The sequence below is a fragment of the Tautonia marina genome, assembly GCF_009177065.1.
Lineage (GTDB): Bacteria > Planctomycetota > Planctomycetia > Isosphaerales > Isosphaeraceae > Tautonia > Tautonia marina.
In genome coordinates, this window is sequence record NZ_WEZF01000023.1 from 38094 (window position 1) to 54626 (window position 16533).

The window sequence follows — 16533 nt, forward strand, 5'->3', positions numbered from 1 at the left end:
GGAGCGCGACTCATCATGTCTTTCGTCAGTACTCAGCACGACTTGCCGGCGGACCTCCGGGCCTTACAGGTAGAGATCGAGGAACACGCCCGCTCCTTTGGCCTCGATTTCTACGACACCATCTTCGAGGTACTGGACTACGACGAGCTTTCCGAAATCGCCGCCCTGGGAGGATTCCCAACCCGATACCCGCACTGGCGGTTCGGCATGGAATATGAACAACTCTCCAAAGGATACCGCTACGGCTTGCAGAAGATATACGAAATGGTCATCAACAATGACCCTTGCTACGCCTATCTGCTGCGATGCAATATGCCGGTTGATCAAAAACTCGTGATGGCACACGTCTACGGACATAACGACTTTTTCAAAAACAACATCTGCTTCGCGCCGACGAATCGCAAGATGATGGACGAGATGGCCAACCACGGCAATCGCATCCGATCGTTCATGGAACGATTCGGCGAGGAGACAGTCGAAAACTTCATCGACAGTTGCCTTTGCCTGGACAGCCTGATCGACATTCACTCGCCATTCATCAAGCGGCGCGACGCACCGAATCGTTACGACTTCTCGAACGAGGCCGATCAGACGCCGCCCTCGGATAAGTTCCGCAGCAAGGATTACATGGACAGTTTCGTCAACCCCCCGGAGGCCCTCAAGGAAGCCGCCCGTCAGCGCGAGGCGGAACATGCCAAGGCCCGACGATTCCCGGAGCAACCGGAACGAGACATCCTGCTCTTTCTCCTTGAGCATGCCCCTTTGAATGCCTGGCAGCAAGACGTGCTGGCGATCATCCGGGAGGAAGCCTACTACTTCGCTCCCCAGGGTCAGACGAAGATCATGAACGAGGGCTGGGCCTCTTACTGGCACTCGACCATGATGACGACCCGCCTGCTCGACGGCTCGGAGCTGGTTGATTATGCCGACCACCACTCCGGCACCATGGCCACCCAGCCCGGCCGCCTCAACCCGTACAAGCTGGGCATTGAGCTGTTACGCGACATCGAAGAACGCTGGGATAAAGGTCAGTTCGGGCCCGAGTACGAGTCGTGCGACGATTACGAAACGCGACGCACCTGGGATACCGGCGCCGGCCTCGGCCGTCAGAAGATTTTTGAAGTGCGGCGCATTCATAGCGACGTGACCTTCATCGACACCTTCCTCACGCCCGACTTTTGCCGAAGGCATCAAATGTTCAGCTTCCGGCACAACGATCAGGCCGAGCTTTACGAGATCGAGAGCCGCGAATTCAAGAAGATTAAGGAGCGTCTCCTCTTTGGCCTGACCAATTTCGGTCGGCCCATCATCCGCATCAAGGACGGCAACTACCGGAACCGAGGTGAACTGTACCTGGAACAAGAGTATTTCGGCGTCGACCTGAAGCTTGACCACGCCCAGGACACGCTTCGGCACTTGCATCGCCTCTGGACGCGCCCGGTCCAGTTGGAGACCTGCGTCGAGGGGCGTCCCACCCTTCTCTCATTCGACGGGACGGATCACACGATCCGACCCCTGGGAGGCCAGTCCCATGAGCCTGAGCACCGCGATCGCCGCCGAGCTTGATGCCCGGCCCGACCAGCCCGGCATCGTCTCGGCCCAGGACGGGCCGGACGCGCTGACGCTGCACGTCGTTTCCAATACCCCGGTCGGCGTGAACCTCGAACACCTCGACTTCGCGCTGATCGACCCCGGTCGACCAGAATGGACCATTGACGATCTGAGGGACTGGGGAGATCGGCTCGCCAAGAAGGTCACCTACCTGATGGAACCGCTGGTCGTCATCGAGGTGGACGCTCAGGGAGGCGAGGTCGAGTTGCGTAGCCAGACCCCAACCCCCAGGGGCCAGTTGCGCTCCTACTACGAGGTCCGGCTGAACAAGACCGGGACCCTTCGGCTCGATCGCCTTTCGTTCGATGCCCAGACCCGGAAACGGCAGGCAAGCCCGTTTCAATTGACCCGGGAAGTCCTTGAACGTCTGGCGGACGACCTGGCGGACACCGCTCATAACCGTTGACCGAACCGAACGGTTCGCCGTCGGTTTCGAACATCAGGGGAGGAGATTGGCAGACATCGGCCTTCGGATGGCTCCTTTGCGCGGAGCTTCCTGGTATGATGGGCTCGATCCGGTCGGGCCGAAGGAGCCCGACCATTTCGGTTCGATCTCCGGAGGCCCTTCTCGCCGATGCTCCACCCCTGGCACGACGTGACCCCAGGCGAAGATCTGCCCATGGTCTTTAACGCCATCGTCGAGATTCCGACGGGGGCGAACATCAAATACGAGCTGGACAAGCGCACGGGCTTGCTCCGCATGGACCGAGTCCTCTACTCGGCCGTCTATTATCCCGCCAACTATGGCTTCATTCCCCAGACCTATGCCGAAGATGACGACCCGCTCGACGTCCTCGTGCTTTGCCAGGAGTCTCTGGCCCCGATGACCCTGGTCACCGCCCGGGCCATCGGCTTGATGACGATGATCGACTCGGGCAAGAAAGATCACAAGATTCTTGCCGTGGCGGTTGGTGACCCCGAGTTCAACAGCTTCCGAGAGGCCGACGAACTGCCTCCTCATCGGCTTCAAATGCTCCGCCGGTTCTTCCAGGACTACAAGTACCTGGAGGGCAAGGCCGTCGAGGTCGATGAATTCCAGCCGGCGGCAACGACCTCACCCATCATCGAGGACTCGCTCCAGCGTTATAGCTTCCTGCGCCGCAAAGGGTTCCGATCGTAATGAAGGCGATTGTCATTGGCGGCTCGGGTCAGATCGGCGGCTGGCTGCTCCGGCACCTGGCCGATCGCGGCCACGACGCGGTGGGCACTTTTGCCACGGTCGCTTACCCGGGCCTCTACCCGCTGAAGGCCTCGGACCGAGAGGCGGCCGTGGCCTGGGTGCGCCAAGAGCGTCCGCAGGTTGTCTTCTACCCGGCCGGGTTTACCTGGGTGGACGGTTGCGAACACGACCCGGCCACGGCCCGAGCGTCGAACCTGGACGAGCCGCTCAATCTGGCTCGGGTGACGGCTGATCTGGGGGGTCGGTTCGTCTACTTTTCCACGGATTATGTCTTCCGCGGGACCAACGGGCCGGATTCTGAGGAATCTCCCCCCGATCCTCCCAACGTCTACGGCCTTGCCAAGCTCGACGCCGAACGCGCGATCGCCCGGGAACTGGGAGATCGCGCGCTCATCGCTCGCACAAGCTGGGTCTACGGTCCGGAACGTCAGGGGAAGAATTTCGCCTATCAGGTCATCCGGCGCCTGATCGCCGGAGAGCCGGTCATGGTCCCTTCCGATCAACGCTCAAGCCCGAGCTACGGACCCGACGTTGCCCTGGCCGTCATTCGACTGATCGAGGACGGTCACTCCGGCCTCTTTCATGTGGCCGGCCCCGAGGTCTTGAGCCGTCCCGACTTCGCGAAAGCGATCGCCGAGGGCTTTGGACTCGACCCGTCCCCGATCGCCTCAAAGCCCACGGCGGAGCTGGGTCAAGGCGCCCCGCGCCCCTTGCAAGGAGGGTTGTTGACTCCCCGGCTCAATGCGGTCCTGCCCGGCCTGATGCGCCCCGTTTCGCTCTCCATCGACGATTTTCTTCGACGACTCAACCTGGGCGAAGCATGGAGCGATCCAAGGGTCGCTCCCGGGTTGGGATGAGGTGTCCTCGTCCTCCGCAATCGCAAGCTTGCCTTCCTCCCTGGACAGCGCCCGGATAGGATGAAGCCTGAGGGCGATGGACGTTCGATCGGAAACCGGAGCACGGAGGGTCCGGATGACACCTTATGATTTTGCCATGGTGGGAGTGATCATCGCCGGAATGATCTGGGGAGCCTGGCGAGGGATTACCTGGCAACTGGCGAGTATCCTTTCGCTCGGGCTGGGCTATGCGGTCGCTGTTCCCGTGTCGTCGCAACTCGCTCCTCAGTTTCCGGGCCAACCGATTGTGGCCCGGGCTCTGGCGATGCTCGTGCTTTACGTGGCGGTTTCGGCCGGAGTGTTCGGGGTCGCCTGGTCGATCCGGGCGACCCTGAGGCGATGGAAGTTCGAAGCCTACGACCGGCATCTGGGAATGCTTCTCGGAGGGATCGAGGGGGCGGTCCTGGGAATCGTGGTGACCGTGTTCATCGTGAGCCTTGCTCCCCAGAGTCGGACCCCGATCTTGACCAGTCGCGCCGGGCAGGCGGTCGATCACACCTTGAAGCTCGCCCAACCCGCCCTTCCTGACGAACTCCGGACAATGCTTCAACCGTACTGGGACGCCCTCGACCGCGGAACGCCGCAGGACGTGACGCCGGACTGGGAGATCGCAACCGACACCTCGCAGGATCAGCCCGGCTTCGGCGCACTGTCCCTCGATGCCAAGAGTGATCCGGACTTGCTACGGAGCATGTTCGATCGGGCCGGGGCGGAAGCCGGGAAAGCCTTTGCCGACCATTTGCAAGGCGGCTGGAATGGAGAATCGGGCCTCGGCCATGAACGAACTTCCCGTCGGTGATCGACCGATCAATCTGACTCAGGTCCTCAAGCGTGTCGGTTGGGTCGACAACGGCGGTCAGGCCAAGGCCCTGATCGCCGAGGGCCTGGTTCGTGTCAACGGCGAGGTCGAATTTCGCAAACGCCGTCAGATGTCGGTCGGAGACTCGGTCCAGCTCGACATTGATGAGCCTCCCCCCCCCGTCCATCTGGTCTGACGGCGTCGAGCCGTCGCCCGCTCCTTGCCTCGATCGAGGCCCCTCCTCTCGCTCGCCGATCACGTCGGCCCGCGGAACCTTCTCCCGCCAGCGGGTCAGCTTTCACCAACTGCCACGCCGACCGGAGCAGGAATCATGAAACGGATCGGAATCTTGACCGCCGGAGGGGACACCCCCGCCCTCAATGCGACAATTGCGGGCGCCGTGACCCGGGCCAATCAACTCCGCATTGAAATCGTCGGCCTGATCAAGGGCTATGGGGGCCTTCTCAACCCGGAAGTGCCTCACGTTCACCTGAACCCCCTGTTCCAGACCATTCCGGAGCTTGACCCGGCGCGGGGAGGTACGATCCTTGGGGCGTCGCGCGACTACGTCTCAGCCAACGATCGGGAGATGATCGAACGCGTCGTCAATCGCCTCCATCGGCTCGGAATCGAAGGTCTCGTCTGCATTGGCGGCGATGGAACCCTCAACGGCATGCAGGCCCTCTGCGACTACCTTCCCGTGGTCCTGGCACCCAAGACCATCGACAACGATCTCGGCCTGAATTACCCGGACGAGCCTTACGAATTCGTTCGGGAACCCGACCCCGACACCGCCGTCGGGTTCCGCTACTCGAAGCGGCCGGGGCGTGCCTTCGATCTGGAGGAGATGGTCAACTTCGCCACTCCCGGCTACGCCACCTCTGTCTTTGTCTCGGTTCAGAATGTGCTCCGAATCCGGACCACCGCTGAAAGCCACCGGCGCATTGCCATCATCGAAGTCATGGGTCGCGATTGTGGCATGATCGCTCTGGGGACGGCCTTCGGCCAGCCCGACATGATCCTGGTCCCCGAGGTCGCGGTGGACCCCGAGGCCGTGGTGGCTCGCGTCACCGAGATTCTCGATCGTCAGAAACACGCCTTGATTTGCGTTTCCGAAGGGATCAAAGACGCACAGGGAAACAACTTCGGCGCCGTCCGACAGGTCAAAGACCCGGCAGGCAATCTGCAATATTCAGGGGCAGCCGAGGCCGTCAAGCAGATCCTGGTCGATCACCTGGGAGACGCCTTCTTCACCCGCAAGCGCCGCAACGAAAGTGCCGACGCAGCGATCTTCTGCCGGAAAATCGGCCATACCCAGCGCGGCGGCCGCCCCATCCTGTTCGACCGCTTCCAGGCGTCGCAACTCGGCGGAGAGGCAGTGGATTTGCTGGTCGAGGGCCGACACAACCACATTGCGACCCTGCAATATCGCAATGGCGGGTTCGTTCATGAAGGAATCGACGCGAACCGCCTCCGAGATCGCTGGGGGATCATCCACGCTCGGCCCCTCTCCGGATGCTTCTACGACGAGAAGCGATTTCAGCCCTCGCCGAAGGGGGTTGCTTACCTTCAGGCCATTTTCTCCGAAGCCCTCGGATCCGAGGACCTGGAAAGCCAACGTCCCCTCTTCGACACCGGGCATCTGGTTCGCCCCTACGATTCGGTCAACTTCCACATCAGCAAACGCATCCGACGCCTGGATCCAGATATCTCATCATGACATTTTGAAAATGCACATTCCCTTGATTTCTTCACCTCTCCCACACAAATATAGATCAAGCAATTGTCTGATTCTTGAGCCGAGCACTTGCCCCTGGGACATTGATTGCTTAGGTTCTAACGTGGTGTGCGATGGAGCGGACTTCCTGGAGACGAGTGATTTCAAGGTCTCAGCCGGGTCGTGGTTCCGACGTTCGTCGGGAGCACTATCATGCCGGTGGGATGTTGTTCTACTCATCGTCATCAGCCGCCTGAAGCATTCGTGACCCAATGACATGTTGGGACAACGGCCGCTCCATCAACGACTTTGCTGACGAACGATTGCAACGTTCTTCGAGGTTCATTTTGTCGATTCAGACTTCACATCCGAAGCAACACCGTCTGGAATTAATCCGCGTCAAACCGTCCGAGGTGTTTGAATCCGAAACACTGAATGAGACGGTCAAACGCGGCCTCACCCATCAACCCAAGTACTTACTCTGCCGATTTATTTACGACGCGATCGGCTCGGAGTTGTTCGAACAGATCTGCGATCAACCGGAATATTACCTGACCCGCACCGAGGACGCGATTCTTCGAGACCACGCCGAGAACATGGTCGATGGCTGGGACGAACCGCCCACCATGATCGAACTGGGGAGCGGAAGTTCCACGAAAACGCGCCGATTGATCGAGGCCGCTCTCGAACGCTACGGCTCCCTTCATTACGTTCCGATCGACATTTCGGAAACCATTCTCGAAGAATCGGCCCGGACTCTGATCGACGATTATTCCTCAGCATTGCACGTCACCGGTATCGTGTCGGATTACGACTCTGCTCTGCGTGTTGTGGCCGATCGCATCAAAGGCCCCAAGCTTCTCGTTTTCCTTGGCTCAAGTCTCGGCAACTTTGACGATGAGGATGCCGTCGAACTTCTGCGACGGATTCAGACAACCCTCTCGACCGATGACCGATTTCTGTTCGGCACGGATCTGGTCAAGGATGCGAAGGTTCTCGAAGCGGCTTACGACGATTCCGCAGGTGTGACGGCCCGATTTGGGAAGAACATTCTCACGCGGATCAACCGAGAACTCGGCGGCAACTTCGATCTCGACTGCTTTCGCTATGAAGCTCGGTTCTCTGCCGAGCATCATCGCGTTGAGATGCGTCTGATCAGCGAGGCCGATCAGATCGTTACCATTCCAAAGCTTGATCTTGTCGTGCCATTCAGATCAGGAGAATCGATTCATATCGAGAATTCTCACAAGTACACACCGACTCTTCTCGATCAACTTGCCAAGCGATCTCGATTTGTCGAGGAAACGTCATGGACTGATCCGGATGGATATTATCGCGTCCAGCGATGGCATGTGTCTTGACGTGCCCACGCAAAGCACACCGATGAGGGACGACATTGACCGTCCCTCATTCTCACAATAACACACACGCACCAATAAATATCAACACATAAATATTTGTTTTTAGATCAGCTGAGCAAGCCGGATTCCGGAAAACTGCCAGCGAGCATCTGTGTAGAAGAAATTGCGATAGGTCGGGCGAAGGTGATCTCGGGGAGAAACACAGGATCCTCCCCGAAGCACCTGCTGATTACACATGAATTTTCCATTATATTCTCCAACAGCTCCCGAGGCGGGACGGAACCCGGGGTAGGGAAGATAAGCGCTTGCCGTCCATTCCCAGACATCCCCGAAAAACTGGTCCGGTTCGGTGTCCGTACCGGAGATGGTGGGAGCGGGATGATAGCGGCGCGAGTCCAGGAAATTCCCGGAGATGGCGACATCAGCCGCTGTCTCCCACTCAGCCTCGGTGGGCAATCGAGCGCCTGCCCATCGGGCAAACGCATCGGCCTCGTAATAGCTGACGTGGCAGACCGGTTCAGCGGGATTGACTGGCAGCATTCCCGCAAGTGTGAAGGTCCACCACTCGTCCCCCTCACGCTCCCAGTACAGAGGTGCAACCCATCCTTGCTGCTGGACGGTGGCCCAGCCATCTGAGAGCCAGGCATCAGGCCGGGAGTAGCCGCCATCTGCCATGAATGCCAGGTACTCACCATTTGTGACCGGTCGTGATGCGATACGGAAGCCGTTGACGAATTCCCGATGCCGGGGACCTTCATTGTCGTAGGCGAATCCGTCTCCCTCATAACCCACCCATCGAACGCCTTCGGGATAGGCCAACCACCGCAGTGCGGGGGCGTTTTCCATCGAAGCCGGATCTCGGTGTTTGTAGACCGGGCGAAGCGGATTATGCCACAGAGCGTGCTTCAGATCGGTCAGCAAGAGCTCTTGATGTTGTTGTTCGTGGTTCAGGCCAAGGGTCAGCAAGGGGCGAATACGATGAAGCAGGTCCAGGTCAGCGCCGTCCAGGAATTCCGTCATGCTTCGGTCGACCGCGGCGCGATACTCGAAAACCTCCTGGACCGAGGGGCGTGTGATGAGTCCTCGTTGCGCACGGGAAAGCCGTTGACCGACCGCGTTATAATAAGAATTAAACAGATATGAAAATTGAGGATGATGAACGCGATAGCCTGGTGCAAACGCAGCCAGAATGAATTCCTCGAAGAACCAGGTCGTGTGCGCCAGGTGCCATTTGACAGGGCTGGCGTCCGGCATCGACTGCACGACGAAATCCTCGGGATTCAGCGGCTCACAGAGGGCAATCGAGGTGTGTCGGACTGAGGTGAAGTTTTGGATCAGGACATCTGATGCAGGGAGATTGTCCGTCGAGCCGCCAGCTGCCGGAAGCGAGGTGTGGGGCGATGACGTCATTGCGAACTCCGGATGGCTGACCTTCGAGGAGAGTCTCACGACCTGTTCTAGAGCCCCCTCACGGAGGCGTCAAGCCGTCCACCATGACCGGCTGACTCGTCGCGACGGAAAAACTTGAGAAAGATTTTCAGAAAAACGCAATTAAGCCTGCCCTTTCTCACGATGATGAAGAATAGAACGCCACGACGGTTGCACCACTCACGAGGGCCGGGGCTGGTATCAATGAGTCCCTCCAAGGCTCTCAACCGACTCTTGCAACGACTGCTTGATCCCGTTCGACGATGATTGCCGAGCGGTACCCCGAAGAATCCGAACGTGCGGGAGCGTTTCACGTCAAGGCACAACCGAGGATTGTCGCGTCGCTGACGATGGGGATTCCTCAATTGACGTGCAGATGAGATGCCAACGGGTTGCGACGGAGTTGACCTGGTTCGACATCGGACCAGACGCAACACCACGATCACACCCTCTTGAAGTTCGGCCTTCGGTCATCGCTCGCTCAGGTGCAGCTCAAGACAGCCAACGGTTCTGGAATTCCGCGTGTAAGACACCAAGATCAACCGCTCCGGCCCGGCTCGGGTCTGGGCCACGTCCACGATGCCCTATCGGTCGCCTCCCGTCGAAAGGGACGGTGCCCATTCGGCAAAGGTCCGACCATGCCGAAACGAACACGAGAAAAACCCGAATCGCTCGAGATCGGACTTGAGTCGCGCCCCGACTCTGAGCGGAGCTTGCGGCGATGGGTCCGAACCTATGCCGGCCTCTGGATTCCGCACCGAGCGGTTTGTCGCGGGCATCAGTCACCCTGGCGTTTTTTCGCCGACGTCTTCCTCAATCGCCCTCCGGTCGCGTTGGTTCTGGGTCCCAGAGGAGGAGGGAAGTCGTACCTGTCAGCCCTTGAAACCCACCTGACGAGCCGGTTCGATCCCGAGCATGGAACGCGACTCCTGGGCGGCAGTCTCGCTCAGTCGCAACAGGCCCACGAAGCGCTCGCCCACCTGGCCCAAGACGACCCGGCTCTGGAGAAACTCACTGAATCCAAGGCGATTTATGCAAACGGCTCTGAGGTTCGCGTGCTGGCCGCTTCACCCACCAGCGTCAGAGGGCCTCATGTGCCGAGCCTGAAGCTCGACGAGGTCGATGAGATCGACCCTGATTGCCGAGACGCCGCGCTAGGCATGTGCATGAATCGAGGATCAACCTCTGCCTCGGTTCTGATGACCTCGACCTGGCACCGTGTCGATGGCCCGATGTCGAAACTCATCGAGCGAGCCCGAGCCGGCGAATTCCCGTTGTATTCCTTCTGCATCTTCGAGGTCTTGCAACGCTGCCCCGAGGAACGAAGCGGCCCCAACCTGGAAAAATGCCACGAATGTCCGCTCGTCTCCTGGTGCCACGAAGACCGCGACGACGACCCGCTCAACCGACCGAAAGCCAAGCGAGCGACCGGGCACTACGGAATCGACTCCCTGATCCAGAAGGCTCGCGTGGTCAGCCGACGGACCTTCGAAGCCGACTACCTTTGCCGCGGCCCCAAGGCCGATGGCCTCTGGTTCGCCGAGTTCGACCCCGTGGTCAACGTCTGCACGTCAGCGGAATACGACCCGAACTGGCCGGTGCATCTGGCCGTCGATTCGGGTGTCTACACCGGCGCAGTCTTCTTCCAGGTCGTGCCGAAACCGACTCCCACCGGCATGGTCGACGAGGTGCACGTCTTCGCCGAATACCTTCAAGACAACACCCCTGCCGAGCACGACGCGAGGGCCATCCTCGAAGTCGCCCGACAGCATTGCAACGGCCGAATCGCCATCGCCTCCACGGATCCGGCAGGCAATTCCAGAACCGCCGTCGGGCCCACGGTCCTGGGTGAATACGAACGAGGGGGGTTAAAAAACCTTCAGTTCTGGCCAAGCGGCGCGTCCGTCACCGACGGTCTGGCCCTGGTCGAATCTTTCCTGAGACCGGCCGACGGCGGAACCCGGTTGCTCGTTCACCCGCGTTGCGAGGACACCATTCGAGCCTTCCAGCACTATCGTCGAGCCAAGCGGGCCGGCCAATGGACCGATCAGCCCGAAGACCCCCAGCATCCTCACGAGGACCTTCTCGACGCCTTGCGAGGAGGGCTCCGAATTCGATACCCGCAGGGCCGCTGCCCACCACCGACGATGAACCGCGTTCCCGCCCGCAATGTGTTCTGATGCGAGGCGATGCCGATCGGACGGAGCCGGAACCCCAGAGGACTCACCACCATCGCGTTCGCTAGCCCAAAGACTCCCATGATGCACCATCGTGAATCACTCGAACTGATCAGCCGCAGACACGTGGAATGGCAAGAGCACCACCAGCGCTGGCGCTGGCTGCTCGACTCACTCGAAGGGGGTGAGCGTTACCGCCACGCCGTCTATGGCTACGACCGACGCGGGTTGCCCGTCCGCAACCTGATTCGTCACAAACGTGAATACCCCGATCCGAGAGAGGCCGATAGCTTCGCTCCCCTCCCGGGAACCGACCCGTTCACGCCGCTCTCCGGATTCGGAACCGATCCCGCCACCCTGGCCACCGATGACGATTACGAACTCCGGCGCGCCCGGACTCCCGTCCCGACCTTCCTGGCCGAGGCCATTGAAACCCATCTGGCCCGCCTGTTTGCCCGGGAGGTCAAGCGATCCGGACCAGACGCCTTGATGGACTGGTGGCAAGATGTGGATGGATGCGGCACCACCATTGATCAGTGGATGGCCGAAACCGTCGCGCCGCTCTTGCTGACCCTGGGGCAGCTCGACATCTGCTTCGATCATCCCCCCGCCCCTGCCGGCGAGTCGATCGAAACCGGAGCCGATGTCGTTCGACTCGGGCTCGACACCTGCGTTGCCTCCTGCATCTTGCCGGAGAACATGCTCTGGTGGCGGCTCGATGACCAGGGGAAACGCTACCTCGAATGCCTCGTCCTCGAACGTCACGACTCCGGCGAAACGATCAACACCTGCTATCGTCACTGGACGAGTGAAGGTTCCACACTCTATGCCGAGGATGGAGAGGTTCTTGCCAAAACGCCCCACCCATTCGGTCAGGTGCCCATCATCCGGCTCTTTGATCGACGCAAACCCCGCTGCCGCAACATCGGACAGTCTCGATATGAAGGGATCGCCGAACGTCAGCGCGAATATTACAACCGCGACTCCGAGCTGATCCTCTCCGACACGACCCAGGCTCACCCCTTGCTCCAGGGGCCCGAAGACTACGTCCAGCCGGACGGTTCGGTGCCGATTGGGCCGGGCTGGCTCCTGCCGAAGAAGAAAAACTCCCAGGGCGGTCAGACGACTTACGAAGGATTCGACATCGTTGAATTTCCAAAGGATAGCGCCGAGTCGATCCGACGGAACAAGGCCGACCTGCGCGACGACGTCGATCGGGATGCCTCATTAATCCGTACTCCCGTTCGAGAGGCCGGTGCCCAGTCGGGGCTGGCCAAGATGCTCGATCAGGCCGACGGCAACAACCGCCTGGCCAAGATTGCCCGGGTCCTCGCTCAGGCCGAACGCGTGGTGGCCGAGTTCGCGCTGACGGTCCTGAGCGATGGTCCCCCCCCTGTCTCGACGGTGGCCGCGATTGAAATCGTGTATCCCGCCGAGTTCGACCTCTACACCGCCGATGCGGTGGCACGGGCTACGGCCGACTTCCAGGCCCTTGCCACCCGGGCTGGTACCCTGCCCACCTGCGAAGGCCTGATGCTGGCCCGCCTGCTTCGCCTCTGCCTCCCGGGTCTGAGCGACCCTCAATATGCCGAGTGCGAACAGGAGATTGCCAACTACCTTGCCTGCAAAGCTCAGAGGCAAGATACGGGCCTCCCTTCCGACCAGATCGACCCTCGCGACGTTTTCCAGGACATCAATGTTCTCTGATCACCCTTGAGTCACCGGCCCGGACGGTGACATCACGCTCGAATCTGTTCTTCACCGTGAAATCAACCATCAAAACACGTCCGGATGACCCGACTCGGGCCAGAGCCGGAGCCATTCCGGAACCTCAAAACGAGGGGACTGTCATGGCTCACGAAATGATTCCGCAATTGCTCGCCGCCATGGTCGTCAGTCTGTTCCTGCTGTCGGCCCTGACCACCGTGGTCATCCCCATGGCGTTTGGACTCTTCGACCGCCGCCCCTGATTTCTCGACCTCCGAGTATGGATCATGACGATGTATCGCATCCTGTTGAATCCAGACACCACTGACGAAGGGACGCCGGTCGCCGACGAGATGGTCAGCATCTCTGCGTCGGATCTGGAAGCCCTTCGGGCGGCCGCCGCAAGTGCGAAGAAGATCTCCGAGGCGAATGATCGAGCCGCCGAGCGATCCCTCGCCAATGATCGCCTGCGAGAGGAGGAGATCGCCCGTTGGTCGAAGAAGGCCGAGGACTGGGAACGAGCCTTCAAGACCGCCACCAAGGAAAAAGAACTGGCCACCGTCCTGGCCAGCCGTCCCCTGGTTCAGGGGGCCGCCTCTCAGCTCATCAAGCTTTGGCGAGATGAGCTGGAGGTCATCGACGACGCCGGCCAGATTCGTGTCGCAACCCGAGACGGGCGTTCCGTCTCCGACGCCGTCAACGCCTGGCTGGCCAGTTCCGAGTATGCCCACTTCTCCCGGCCGAGTTCTCGGGGAGGGACCACGCCACCCGGCGATTCCCGATCCACCGCGACCGCGCCGGCCGCCCCCCCACCGAAGAACCTGGGGGAAGCGGTCTTGATGCGATGGCGAGAGGCACTCCAGGGCAATCGCCAGGACCCCGATGCCCCCATCGGGCTTGGCCGCCGTCGCTTCTGAAGGATGATCCCACCGACCGTTTGTTCCTTCGATTCCATGGTTTCCTTGAACTTCACTTGAGAAAGACAGACCAATGTCCACCACGTTCCTGCAAGGCATTCAGCGCGCGTCCGACCACCAGGCCCAGATCCGCAACGACGTTCACGTCGTCGCCACCAACTGGTTCGTCAACCGATGCCCCCTGGTCACCCGCTTGCCACGTCTGCCGGTCGGTTCCACCACGTTCTCGATGGTCAACCGGGCGTTCCGGAAACGGCTCGCAACCCTGACCGCCGCCGTGGCGGTTGGCGACGAACAGATCGCGTTCGATGATGCCAGCTCGTTCATGATCGGCGACGTGCTGGAACTGCCGTCGGGCGAACGCGTCGAGGTCCTCGAATTCCCGGAAGGCTCGACCGTCATCGTCAAGGTCCGCCGCGCCGTGGAGGGAACGACCGCGGCCACTGCGGCCATCGACGACGAGGTCCGACTCATCGGCAACAGCCGATCCGGCTCCGAGATCAACCAGAGCGCCGTTGCCTTGCAGCCGACCGGCATCGCCCAGTACTGCCAGACCTGGCAGCACCCGGTTCAGGTCGGTGGCTCGCTCCAGTCGAGCCTCGGCTATCAGACCTCGCCCGGCATCCAGACCCCGTTCGACCAGCACCGAATGGACGCCCTGCAGAACCTGCTCGATGACATGGAAGTCTCCTGCTACTACGGCCTCGGCGAGTCTCCCACCGTCTCCGGTCGGCCGAAGCAGCGCGGCCTGCGAGCCTTGCTCACGACCAACCGGATCACCGCGCCGACCAGCGGCAGCGGCTACAAGCCGAGCGACCTGGTCCGAGACACGCTGGAACGCTGCCGGGCCAACGGCGGCTCGCCCGACGTTCTGATGGTCTCGACCAACTTCATGACCGGCCTGGCCATCTGGGGGCACGCGGCCCAGCGAATCGACGCCGGTGTCAACGTCTTCGGGTTGCCGATCGACGTCTTCGAGGCTCCCTTCCTCGGCGGCATCTCGCTCATCGAAGCCCCCTTGCTCCGCCCCTTCACGGCCATCGCCCTGACCAGCTCCGAGGTCCGGCTCCGCATGAAGCGCAACGAGTACTGGAATCCTCGCGGGAGCCGGGGCGACGCCCTCGAAGGCGACTGGATCGCCGAAGGGGCCATCGAGGTCGAGAACGAGGCTCATCACGCCTGGCTCGAAGGCATCACCGCCTTCTCGGCAAGCTAACGCCACGCCAATCCGCCAGGTAAACGCTTTCGCTGGGGACCCGATTTCCGGGTCCCCAGCATTCGCTCGCATCGCGACGTGCGATCACGCAAAGGACGCAGTCATGACTCCACCCCGATTCCATTTCCGTGGCTACCCGGAATTCCTCGCCGCCGCCGCCGAACACGCCGGCCGCCCCGACCTCGCTGGTCCTGCCGGACGGGTCGAAGCACTGGCCGCTCTTGCGGTTCTTTGCTCCCAGGCGGTCGAGGCCGACCGCGACCGAGCCACGGCCATCCTCCAGCAGGCGGCCGAGTTCCGCCACCAGCTCAAAATCTCGTTCGACGCCGCGGACGCCATGCTTCGTGCCGTGGCAACCGCCTGTGGCGCCGACAGCATCATCGCAACCCCGCAGGATCCGTCCAGGCAATCGTCCGGGAAACGATCTCGACGCCGAAAACCGTCACCCGATTCGACCCCCCACGAGGCACCATGAACACCACGTACACCAACTATGCAAGCGACGAAGAAGTCGCCTTGCTTTCCCCCTCCGACGTGGGTCCTCTGTTCCCTGACGATCAGCGCATCGCGTCTGGCGTCGATGGCAGCTTCGATCCCTCGGATCGCTGGACCCTCCACTGCAGTTCCGTCACCTTTACCGACTCGGGACTCCACCCGGGTCATGTGGTTCGGTTACTCGCCCCCGTCGACCGATTCCCTCACCCTGGAGCCCTTTTTGGGGTGGCCGAGGTGGGGGAACACTTTGTGAAACTTCGCCGTCTCGGCATGGCTCCAGGGTTAGGTGAACCCGTCGCCCCCCCTGAGGGATTGGCCGACGTTTCGTTCGTAATCATGACACTCGACCCGCAGATCAGTCAGGCCAGCCGAGAGGTCGACGGGTTGCTTGGCATCCGGACCACCACTCCCTCCCTGCCTGGTCTCGACGGGATCTCTCTGCGCGATGCCGTCGTCCGATTGGTCCTGGCCCGTCGCTATGCGGCCATCATGCGAGACGGCGACACGGCCTTCGCAATCCGGGCCAGGCTTTTCGAAGCCAGCTTCGAACGATTGATGACTCGGTTATTCATCAGTGAAAACCTTATCCATCCCGACCGGATCCCTCGACTGGGTACTCGCCTGACACGATGACCCGAGCCGTGGCCATGACTCCGTTCCGCGTTGCCCCCCCTCCCTGTTCCGAACCATCGTTTTCTGACGTACCCGAGGCTCGCCGCCTCGGGAGCGTCGCAGTTCACAGGTTGACTCATGAGCGTATCCGACTGTAATGCTTACGACACGATCGTTTCGTGTCTGGCGGCAACTCGTCTCTTCGGCACCGTTCTGCTCGACGACGTCGACCGCTCCCTCGGAGAGCCACACGCCAACCCCCTTGCCATCGTCTCGCCCGGTTCATGGACGGAATCGATGACCGACGATCCCTCGCGAGCGGTTCGTCTCGTCCATTACCGGGTCACAATTCGGGTCCGAGCCAATCATCCCCGAGCCCGATTGCTCGAAGCCGACCGCCTCACCCGGGAAGTCATC

Annotated in this window: 15 protein-coding genes; 14 read left to right on the top strand and 1 reads right to left on the bottom strand. The window is 61.0% G+C overall.

Translation table 11 applies throughout. The features are described from left to right. Positions 1 to 15 precede the first annotated feature (15 nt). The 8 genes from GA615_RS22710 to egtD all read left to right on the top strand — a co-directional run bounded on the left by GA615_RS22710 (position 16) and on the right by egtD (position 7564). On the top strand, positions 16 to 1566 hold the full coding sequence (locus GA615_RS22710) for a SpoVR family protein (RefSeq protein WP_152053620.1): 1551 nt from the start codon (positions 16 to 18) through the stop codon (positions 1564 to 1566). Further along, the gene (locus GA615_RS22715; RefSeq protein WP_152053621.1) at positions 1532 to 2017 is read left to right on the top strand and encodes a hypothetical protein; all 486 of its coding nucleotides are present in this window, start codon (positions 1532 to 1534) and stop codon (positions 2015 to 2017) included. Before GA615_RS22710 ends, GA615_RS22715 begins: the two co-directional genes overlap by 35 nt. Positions 2018 to 2185: 168 nt before the next feature. After that, on the top strand, positions 2186 to 2731 hold the full coding sequence (locus GA615_RS22720; protein WP_152053622.1) for an inorganic diphosphatase: 546 nt from the start codon (positions 2186 to 2188) through the stop codon (positions 2729 to 2731). Beyond that, entirely contained in the window at positions 2731 to 3648 is a 918-nt protein-coding gene (locus GA615_RS22725) for an SDR family oxidoreductase (RefSeq protein ID WP_152053623.1), read from the top strand. Before GA615_RS22720 ends, GA615_RS22725 begins: the two co-directional genes overlap by 1 nt. Before the next feature lie 115 nt (positions 3649 to 3763). Continuing rightward, the gene (locus tag GA615_RS22730) at positions 3764 to 4486 is read left to right on the top strand and encodes a CvpA family protein (RefSeq protein ID WP_161602493.1); all 723 of its coding nucleotides are present in this window, start codon (positions 3764 to 3766) and stop codon (positions 4484 to 4486) included. Then, the gene (locus GA615_RS22735; RefSeq protein ID WP_152053625.1) at positions 4464 to 4682 is read left to right on the top strand and encodes an RNA-binding S4 domain-containing protein; all 219 of its coding nucleotides are present in this window, start codon (positions 4464 to 4466) and stop codon (positions 4680 to 4682) included. Before GA615_RS22730 ends, GA615_RS22735 begins: the two co-directional genes overlap by 23 nt. 135 nt (positions 4683 to 4817) lie before the next feature. Continuing rightward, a complete protein-coding gene (locus GA615_RS22740; RefSeq protein ID WP_152053626.1) occupies positions 4818 to 6206 on the top strand; it encodes a 6-phosphofructokinase in 1389 nt (462 codons plus the stop codon). 344 nt (positions 6207 to 6550) lie between these two features. Then, positions 6551 to 7564: an L-histidine N(alpha)-methyltransferase gene (gene egtD, locus GA615_RS22745; protein ID WP_161602494.1), complete on the top strand. Its 1014-nt coding sequence runs from the start codon at positions 6551 to 6553 to the stop codon at positions 7562 to 7564. 102 nt (positions 7565 to 7666) lie between these two features. Here the strand turns inward: egtD and egtB are convergent, their stop codons facing one another. Beyond that, positions 7667 to 8974: an ergothioneine biosynthesis protein EgtB gene (gene egtB, locus GA615_RS22750; protein WP_152053628.1), complete on the bottom strand. Its 1308-nt coding sequence runs from the start codon at positions 8972 to 8974 to the stop codon at positions 7667 to 7669. A 656-nt stretch (positions 8975 to 9630) separates the two neighbouring features. Between egtB and GA615_RS22755 the strand changes: the two genes are divergently transcribed. The 6 genes from GA615_RS22755 (at position 9631) to GA615_RS22780 (ending at position 16137) form a co-directional block, all read left to right on the top strand. Then, a complete protein-coding gene (locus tag GA615_RS22755; protein ID WP_152053629.1) occupies positions 9631 to 11172 on the top strand; it encodes a hypothetical protein in 1542 nt (513 codons plus the stop codon). A 78-nt stretch (positions 11173 to 11250) separates the two neighbouring features. Then, positions 11251 to 12876, top strand: a complete 1626-nt coding sequence (locus GA615_RS22760) for a hypothetical protein (RefSeq protein ID WP_152053630.1) — start codon at positions 11251 to 11253, stop codon at positions 12874 to 12876. Positions 12877 to 13163: 287 nt separating this feature from the next. Continuing rightward, entirely contained in the window at positions 13164 to 13793 is a 630-nt protein-coding gene (locus GA615_RS22765) for a hypothetical protein (RefSeq protein ID WP_152053631.1), read from the top strand. A gap of 73 nt (positions 13794 to 13866) precedes the next feature. After that, entirely contained in the window at positions 13867 to 15009 is a 1143-nt protein-coding gene (locus tag GA615_RS22770; protein ID WP_152053632.1) for an SU10 major capsid protein, read from the top strand. A gap of 103 nt (positions 15010 to 15112) precedes the next feature. Further along, positions 15113 to 15484 carry a hypothetical protein gene (locus tag GA615_RS22775; RefSeq protein WP_152053633.1) on the top strand — a complete coding sequence of 124 codons (372 nt, stop codon included), beginning with the start codon at positions 15113 to 15115 and terminating at the stop codon, positions 15482 to 15484. Next, entirely contained in the window at positions 15481 to 16137 is a 657-nt protein-coding gene (locus GA615_RS22780; RefSeq protein ID WP_152053634.1) for a hypothetical protein, read from the top strand. The genes GA615_RS22775 and GA615_RS22780 overlap by 4 nt, the downstream gene beginning before the upstream one ends. The last annotated feature ends 396 nt before the right edge of the window (positions 16138 to 16533 follow it).